The sequence below is a fragment of the uncultured Paraglaciecola sp. genome (genome assembly GCF_943787955.1).
GTDB lineage: Bacteria > Pseudomonadota > Gammaproteobacteria > Enterobacterales > Alteromonadaceae > Paraglaciecola.
This window is the reverse complement of record NZ_CALSOK010000002.1, coordinates 662341-670248: the sequence shown is the minus strand read 5'-3', so window position 1 is coordinate 670248 and position 7908 is coordinate 662341. Positions and strand designations below refer to the sequence as shown.

General features: G+C 42.5%; 5 protein-coding genes and 1 pseudogene. 2 read left to right on the top strand and 4 right to left on the bottom strand.

The window, feature by feature from the left end; translation table 11 throughout:
• Positions 1–221 precede the first annotated feature (221 nt).
• Together Q0Y52_RS03585 and Q0Y52_RS03580 are read left to right on the top strand one after the other, a co-directional pair.
• Entirely contained in the window at positions 222–1073 is an 852-nt protein-coding gene (locus Q0Y52_RS03585; RefSeq protein WP_297818066.1) for an alpha/beta fold hydrolase, read from the top strand.
• A gap of 452 nt (positions 1074–1525) precedes the next feature.
• Positions 1526–1984, top strand: coding sequence for a GFA family protein (locus tag Q0Y52_RS03580; protein WP_297818064.1), 459 nt, complete (start codon positions 1526–1528; stop codon positions 1982–1984).
• Between the two features lie 836 nt (positions 1985–2820).
• Here Q0Y52_RS03580 and hslU read toward each other — a convergent pair.
• From hslU to priA, 4 genes and pseudogenes are all read right to left on the bottom strand, one after another.
• Positions 2821–4153 (bottom strand): annotated as a pseudogene (gene hslU, locus Q0Y52_RS03575) (HslU--HslV peptidase ATPase subunit).
• 82 nt (positions 4154–4235) lie between these two features.
• A complete protein-coding gene (gene hslV / locus Q0Y52_RS03570) occupies positions 4236–4760 on the bottom strand; it encodes an ATP-dependent protease subunit HslV (RefSeq protein ID WP_297818061.1) in 525 nt (174 codons plus the stop codon).
• A 207-nt stretch (positions 4761–4967) separates the two neighbouring features.
• Complete coding sequence (locus Q0Y52_RS03565) at positions 4968–5507, bottom strand: SPOR domain-containing protein (protein WP_297818059.1); 540 nt, start codon at positions 5505–5507, stop codon at positions 4968–4970.
• An 86-nt stretch (positions 5508–5593) separates the two neighbouring features.
• Positions 5594–7774: a primosomal protein N' gene (gene priA / locus Q0Y52_RS03560; RefSeq protein WP_297818057.1), complete on the bottom strand. Its 2181-nt coding sequence runs from the start codon at positions 7772–7774 to the stop codon at positions 5594–5596.
• Positions 7775–7908 lie beyond the last annotated feature (134 nt).

Here is a 7908-nt window from a genome sequence, read left to right as displayed (position 1 = left end):
GGCTAAAAACAGTGGGTTATCGTTGGTGCATCTGTGCCATTTTCAGATATGGAATATGCACTTGTATAAGATTGTCAGGTGTAGGTGAAATCGTCACTTCTCGTAAAATAAAAATATATCTTGTCTCATATTACCCTCTCTTTTATATCCCTGATGGGGCGAAAATCGGTAATATGTCGTGTATGACTCAACGGTACTCAACCTACAAAAAGGAAGGCCTTATGATATCTAAATTACAATACCACTGCACGCGAGTGACGACACTTGCCATTCTGTTCGCATTTGCTCAATTTTCAGCCGCGCAAGACACTCGGATCGTCTTAGCAAATGACATGGTCGCATCCCACCACTCTGCTGCTGGTACAGCCAAATCTGCGGTATTAATGATACATGGTTGGGCAGGGCAGATGGACGAAGTGGGCGATATGTACAAGCACTTAGCACAGAGACTCTCCGACCAAGGTATTGCGTCTATTCGAATTAATATACGTGGCGAAAGTGAACGCGAAGCAACAAATTATACCATGACCAGTACCTTTGAATCTCGCGTTATCGATGCGAAAACGGGACTTGATTTTTTGCACGATACCTATCCCGATCTCCCGAAAGGGGTGGTAGGTTTTAGTTTAGGAGCGTCAACGGCTATCGCATTAGCAGGCCATTATCCCAAGCAACTTAATAGTATGGTTTTGTGGTCTGCGGCTGGTAATCCAGATACCGTTGCTGAAAATTTGCTTTCCGCAGAGCAACGCCGCCAAGTATTGGCAACAGGCTCGGTAGTATTTCAAGATTGGGAAGCCATAACGATAACCAAACAGCATTTTTTAGGCTTAATGGGTTATGATATTTTCACCCCATTTAGAGCATATTCTGGCGCTTTGCTTTGTATACGGGGAACTGAGGATACGATCCCTGATATTGATCGCAAAATCATTGATACGGCATCAAGTGAGCTTGAAGAATATCGTCATATCAGTGGTGCCGATCATATTTTCGACGCTTTTAACCCCACGGCTAAATTCAGTGAGCGGGTGTTAGCACACACCGTGACTTGGCTTGTTGATACACTTTAAGGAGAGCGACGTGAGTTGGCTTCTGTCTTGATTAAGCCCAAATAAGAAGCGTAAATAATATTGTGAGATGGGTGTTTTCTTTACATTTTTATACACATGTTTAACCCGTTTTTTAATTCATTAGCCAGTTTCATATTCGCTATATCTCTTTAATGATGAGAACAAACTGATTTTTTGTAATGATTCTTTGGCTTGGGTTGTGCCTGTTATAAGTTAAATTTTAAAGGGTATGGCTTAATCATGAATAAATTAAAAAGTGGCTGGCAGTATTTAAATAAAACGGTCATTCACACATGTCATGTTACGCAAAATACATAGCAAGCGACTTAAGTTGGGACACGGAACGTTTACTGGTTTCCACTTTGTTGCATATTTTAATAAGCTTACTGATCCCCTTAACTGATGTAAGTTGGGCGAATGCTTGTGGATAGCAGACACCTAGAGAGAGAAATATGATTGGAACAACGAGGACATCTGCACGCTGTGAATGTGGCGTACTGACACTTCGCATCAATGAAGCACCCGTTGTGCAATTGGTATGTCATTGTAGCGATTGTAGAGTGTTTACGGCTATGCCATATACTGCACTGGCGTTTTTTCAGCCCGATAGGTGCAGTGCCCATGGACAAAACTATTCTACAGTAATGAAGGGCGGCACCGGCTCAGACAAGACTCATCATTCCTGTGCATCTTGTCAAACACCGCTCTATGTGACCGTAGCTGCGCTTAATGGGGCTTTGGCCGTCATAGCAAAGCAGATTTCGACCTTTAAATTTGAGCCACAGGTACATATTTGGACAAGCGAGAAAGCCGTTGGAGTAACAATCCCGCCAGGCGTCACTCAATCGTCAGGGGTGCCTCCTAAACAGATAGCAGGCAAAATGGTGTCGAGCTTTTGGGGGGGCAAATGACTGTTTTTCTTAGTGTCAGCGTTGTGTTGCCGGCTTAACACTGGGTATTTGTCATTGGAGAATGTCTATCAACAATGTGTCTACGCACACCTAACAGGTTTCTTAACAATTGCACAAAGTGCTGGACCGTTAAAAGCATGTGCTTCACATTCATGCTGGGCGTTACAAGGCGTTATGTGCCAAATAGAGGTGGAATATGAAAGTACATTCAAGGCCACTTAAAGTAGCTGATTTTGAACACATGAAAAAACATTTTATTTCGAGATGGTTTAAATGAATGGAACTACATTACAGATGAAAGCATCGAGCAACAGTTTCAGCAAATACGTGATGGGAAGGCGCTGGCTGTTTTAGCAGAAGAATGTGAAATTACAGGGTTCGCGATTTTAATTTTTAAAGACGCATGTCCTTCACAACTCAGTCAATATTCCGATTTATCAACCATGGCATATATTAATGATGTGGTAGTTAAGATGCATTATAGTGGTAAAGGAAATTGGAAGCAGGTTACTACTCAAGGCCAATCGAATTGGCTCAAAAAGCACAATGTGAAAAAGGTCTATATTGCACGCCACGAAGAGAACTTAGTTTCCGCAGGGATGATGCGAAAAGCCTCTTTTCAAATGGTTGATACCTTTTATGATCCAAACAAGCGAACAACAGGCTCAAGAAATACATCGGTGTTAGTAAAAAACTCGTTTCCATGTTCCAGAAATTTTAAGGCCAATAACTGATTAGAGGGACAAAGCTACTGGTATTTTCATGCCAAACCGAAGAAAACCTGGATACAAAAAAACCGCTAAACCTAGCGGTTTTTTTGTATTCACAAAGATAGATTACAGAATAAAGCGACTTAAATCTTCGTCATCTACTAACATTTCTAAGTGGTCGTCAACGTATTTAGCATCGACAATTAACGACTCGCCATTTTTTTCAGAGGCATCGTAAGAAATGTCTTCCATCAGTTTTTCCATCACGGTATGCAAGCGTCTGGCTCCGATGTTTTTCGGTACGTTCATTCACTTTCCATGCGGCCTGAGCGATACGCTCTATACCTTCTTCAGTAAATGAGACATCTACACCTTCCGTTTTAAGCAAAGCTACGTATTGCTCGGTAAGCGATGCATTTGGCTCAGTCAAAATACGTACAAAGTCGTGGGCAGTCAACGCGGAAAGTTCAACACGGATAGGCAATCGACCTTGTAGTTCAGGAATTAAGTCTGAAGGTTTGCACATTTGAAACGCACCAGAAGCAATAAACAAAATATGATCGGTTTTTACGGTACCATGTTTAGTCGACACGGTTGAACCTTCCACTAATGGCAACAAGTCACGTTGCACGCCTTCACGTGATACGTCTCCTCCGCTGGTAGAGCCTTCCCGCTTACATATTTTGTCAATTTCATCAATAAACACTATGCCGTTTTGTTCAAGTGAGTCTATCGCTGTTTGCTTCAGATCTTCATGATTAATTAACTTACTAGCTTCTTCGTCGATTAATAATTTAAACGCTTCTTTGACTTTAAGCTTTTTCTTTTTCTTTTGACTACCTGACAAATTTTGAAACATGCCTTGTAGTTGATTGGTCATTTCTTCCATACCTGGAGGTGCCATTATTTCTACGCCAACCTGAGGCGCAGCAACGTCTAGCTCAATTTCTTTATCGTCTAATTGCCCTTCGCGGAGTTTTTTGCGAAAAATCTGTCTGGTGCCTTTATCCTGATGCTCTTCCTTATCACCAAAGGCATTTTCTGGTGGGGGTAATAATGCATCTAAAAGACGTTCTTCTGCCGCTTCTTCAGCGCGGAATTTCACCTTACTTTTGGCCTGCTCTTTGGTCATTTTTATGGCGATATCAGCTAAGTCACGAATAATAGTTTCGACTTCTTTACCTACATAACCGACTTCTGTAAATTTTGTGGCCTCGACTTTAATAAAAGGCGCGTTGGCTAACCTGGCTAAGCGCCGGGCAATTTCGGTTTTACCCACACCTGTTGGGCCAATCATGAGGATATTTTTAGGTGTCACTTCTTGGCGCAGCTCTAATCCAAGCTGCATTCTGCGCCAGCGATTCCGAAGGGCAATAGACACTGCCCGTTTAGCGTCCTGTTGACCGATAATATGACTGTCCAACTCATGGACGATTTCTCTTGGGGTCATTTCTGACATAAATAAAACCTTTTAAGCTGGGTAATTAACTGGTGCTCAATGTAAGCAACGCCAGTCAGGTAGAGTGTCTTAGCCGATATGGTTAATAATCGATTGTTTCAATTGTTTGGCTATGATTCGTAAATACACAAATATTGCCGGCTATGGTCAAACTTTTTTCGGCAATTTCTTTGGCTGATAATTCGGTGTTTTCCAACAAGGCCATGGCAGAAGATTGTGCAAAGTTGCCTCCAGAGCCTATGGCAATTATGTCATTCTCTGGCTGAACTACATCGCCATTTCCAGTTATGATAAAGGAAGCCGTTTCGTCTGCGACAGCCAGGATAGCCTCTAATTTGCGTAACATTCGGTCGCTACGCCAATCTTTTGCTAGTTCAACCGCTGCGCGGGTTAAGTTTCCTTGATGTATTTCAAGCTTAGACTCAAATCGTTCAAATAAAGTAAACGCATCTGCTGTGCCGCCAGCAAAGCCAGCCAAGACTTTATTATTATATAAGCGTCGCACTTTTTTTGCGTTGCCTTTCATAACGGTATTGCCAAGTGAAACTTGACCATCACCTGCTATTACCACTTGATTATTGCGCCGTACTGATACAATTGTAGTCACGAAATTTCCTTCAATGTCCAAGGACAACAATAGCGGTAAACACACAGATTTACACTAGGGATACACTAAGGTTGTCAGGGCTAAGGGTGGGCTATTGTCTTCTTTATCAGAGGAACGATGCCGGATGAACTAGATGTGGGGAGTATTCTTTTTTTTTCAAGCCGCGAGCAGGTGCTCACGACTTGGAATGTTCAGTGTCTGCTTTTATTAAAGGTTCCAGTTCCAAATTTTACAGCCATTAATTTTTGCACGCTGCAAAGTATGGCGGTGTTTTTCGGCTAAGCGTTTGCTGTCATAAGGGCCAAGGATGACTCGGTACCACACACCTGACGAACCTTGACTTGACCTCACTTGTGCTTCTAAACCTTGAAAGGCTATATTTGCTTTAAGCTCTTGAGCTTGTTCATTCTTCCTAAACGATCCACATTGTATTAGGCGACGCACTGTCGGTGCGTCTTGCTCCTTTTGTTCTATTTTAACTGTGAATTCAGGCAAGCTTTTTATAAATTCCCATTCTTCCTCTGGGATATCAGGCATGGTGTTTTTTTCGCTTTGGGCTTGCTCAGTGGTTGCATTATTGTGAGCTATATTTTCGGGGGCGATACCCTTGATACTCCACAAAAAATAGCTAAAACCGGTCACCAATGAGAGGGTGATGACGATCCGTAACCATGGTAGTGAAGTTTGGGGTGGTGGTGGAGCCTGTTTTTTGCTGCGTCCACGAGCCACGTAATCTTTGTGAGCCATGTTATAAAAATTTTGCTAAGTAATAAGGTGCATGATGTTACCTAGGATCACAGGATCCTCAATCAGAATTTACATTATTATTGTATTTAACTAAAATCCTGAGGATCGATATCTAACGACCAGCGAATTTTATGGGTCAAGTTTAAGGTTTCAATCTGTTTGATTTTTTGCCCAATGGCTTTTTGTAAGATGCTCCGCTGCGGGCTTTGTAATAATAATTGCATGCGGTATTGGCCTTGTCGTTTTTCCATTAAAGCAGGAATGGGACCCACACAATCCACACCGATAGCAGTTTTAAATAGTTGGGCAATTTGTTGTAAAAAATCAAAAGCATCACGAGCGCTTAATGCCTGTGCTTTGAATAATGCTTGAAACGTACAGGGTGGCAAATTCGCATGCTGTCTCTCAAGCAGAGCATATTGGGCAAAATCCGCGTAGCCATTATTGATCAAATCTTGTAATAATGGATGACCTGGGTCGTGAGTCTGCAACCACATTTCACCGGGTTTTTTTGCACGTCCCGAACGTCCTGCGAGTTGGGTAATAAGTTGTGCCAAATGTTCTGCTGCACGATAGTCGGCACTAAACAGCGCGCCGTCAACATCTAGAATAAGCACCAGTGTGACATTGGGAAAGTGGTGACCTTTAGACAAAATTTGTGTACCAATTAGAATTTGATGCTCGTTGTTGTTGATGCTGTTGAGCATGTTATCTAGTTTGTTTTTTCCTCTTGCGCTATCACTGTCTATTCGAATGCTGCTGTACTGTGGAAAATAAGCAGCCAGTCCTTGCTCCAATTGTTCTGTACCGACCCCCATAGACGTAAGCTCATTGGACTGGCATTGTTGGCAGCTTTTAGGGATTGATTTAGCACTAGCACAGTGGTGACATTGTAATTTGTGAAGCTGTTTGTGCACAGTATAGGGTTTGTCACATCGTTTACAGTGTTCAACAAAGCCACATTGATGACACATCAGGGCCGGTGCATAACCCCTGCGATTGATAAATAACATCACCTGACTGCCTTGCTGCAAATGCTGACTCATGCGCTCTAACATGCCCTGGGCAACACCAAATTTTAGAGGCTGCTGGCGAATGTCAAAAATGTGTTGAGTCGCCAGTGATGCATTACCAGCACGCTCATGTAACTTAAGGTGTTGATATTTACCGGTTAGCGCATTGTTTAGTGTTTCTAACCCAGGGGTGGCCGATCCCAGTATCAGAGGAATGTTTTCTTCACGGGCCCGCATCACAGCAAGATCTCTTGCATGGTAACGTAAGCCATCTTGTTGTTTATACGAAGAATCATGTTCTTCATCAACAATTAGCAGGCCAGGCTTAAGCATGGGTGTAAATATTGCGGAGCGAGTCCCTATAATGATACCTAACTGTGCACTTGCACTTTGTTGCCATACTTGTAGGCGTTCATTATTGTTGAGCCCTGAGTGTAATATTCCTACATCAATACCGAAGCGATATTTAAATCTATGCACTGTTTGTGGGGTAAGCCCAATTTCCGGCACTAAAATCAGTACCTGATTACCCTGTTTGAGAACCTGCTCTATAGCTTGGAGATACACCTCTGTTTTTCCGCTACCGGTAATACCGTCTAATAAAAAACAGCTATATTGCTCGAGCCTTGCTTCAATACAGCTTATAGCGATGGCCTGCTCTACATTAGCCATTGGCTTATCTTGGATGCTTAAATCTTGTTGCCATGATGATGTATTAGATGGGGCTTTTTCGATGGGTTTGATGTAACCTTTTTCGACTAACGATTTAATAGCAGCAGCGCTAAAATCAGCTTTGGCCTTTGACTTAATAATATCTTGGCTGCGTAATGATTCTAGTAAATGGCGCTGTTTTGGCGCGCGCGATAAACTGCTTAAATCCGCAGATTGGCCAGTATCGCTTAACGTCCAATATTGAATAGGTTTTGCTTGGCTCGACTCACCTTTTCGCAGTGCTACTGGCATGGCTGTTTGCACTACATCACCAATGGGATGTTTATAATATTGGGCCAACCAGCTGCATAGCTTCACTAAGCCTGGATTGAATATCGGTGATTCATCTATTACCGTTTCAATGGATTTGAGTTTGCTGATGTCCCAATCTGACTTTTCGTTTATTCCCCAAACCACACCTATTAATTTGCGAGGGCCAAAAGAAACACGCACACGCACACCCACAGATAACGCGGTACCTTTATATAAATAATCGAACAATTGACGCTTCGGAATAGGAAGCGCGACACTTAGTATTGCCATTTTTACTACATAACCTTTAATAAATGGGGTGGTTTGGGTATAAAATCAACAAAACCCTTGATCGCCCCGGCCCGTTACATTAATATGCGCGCCACTTTGCGGCAAGCCACAAAGCTTTTTAATTTAATTTTCGT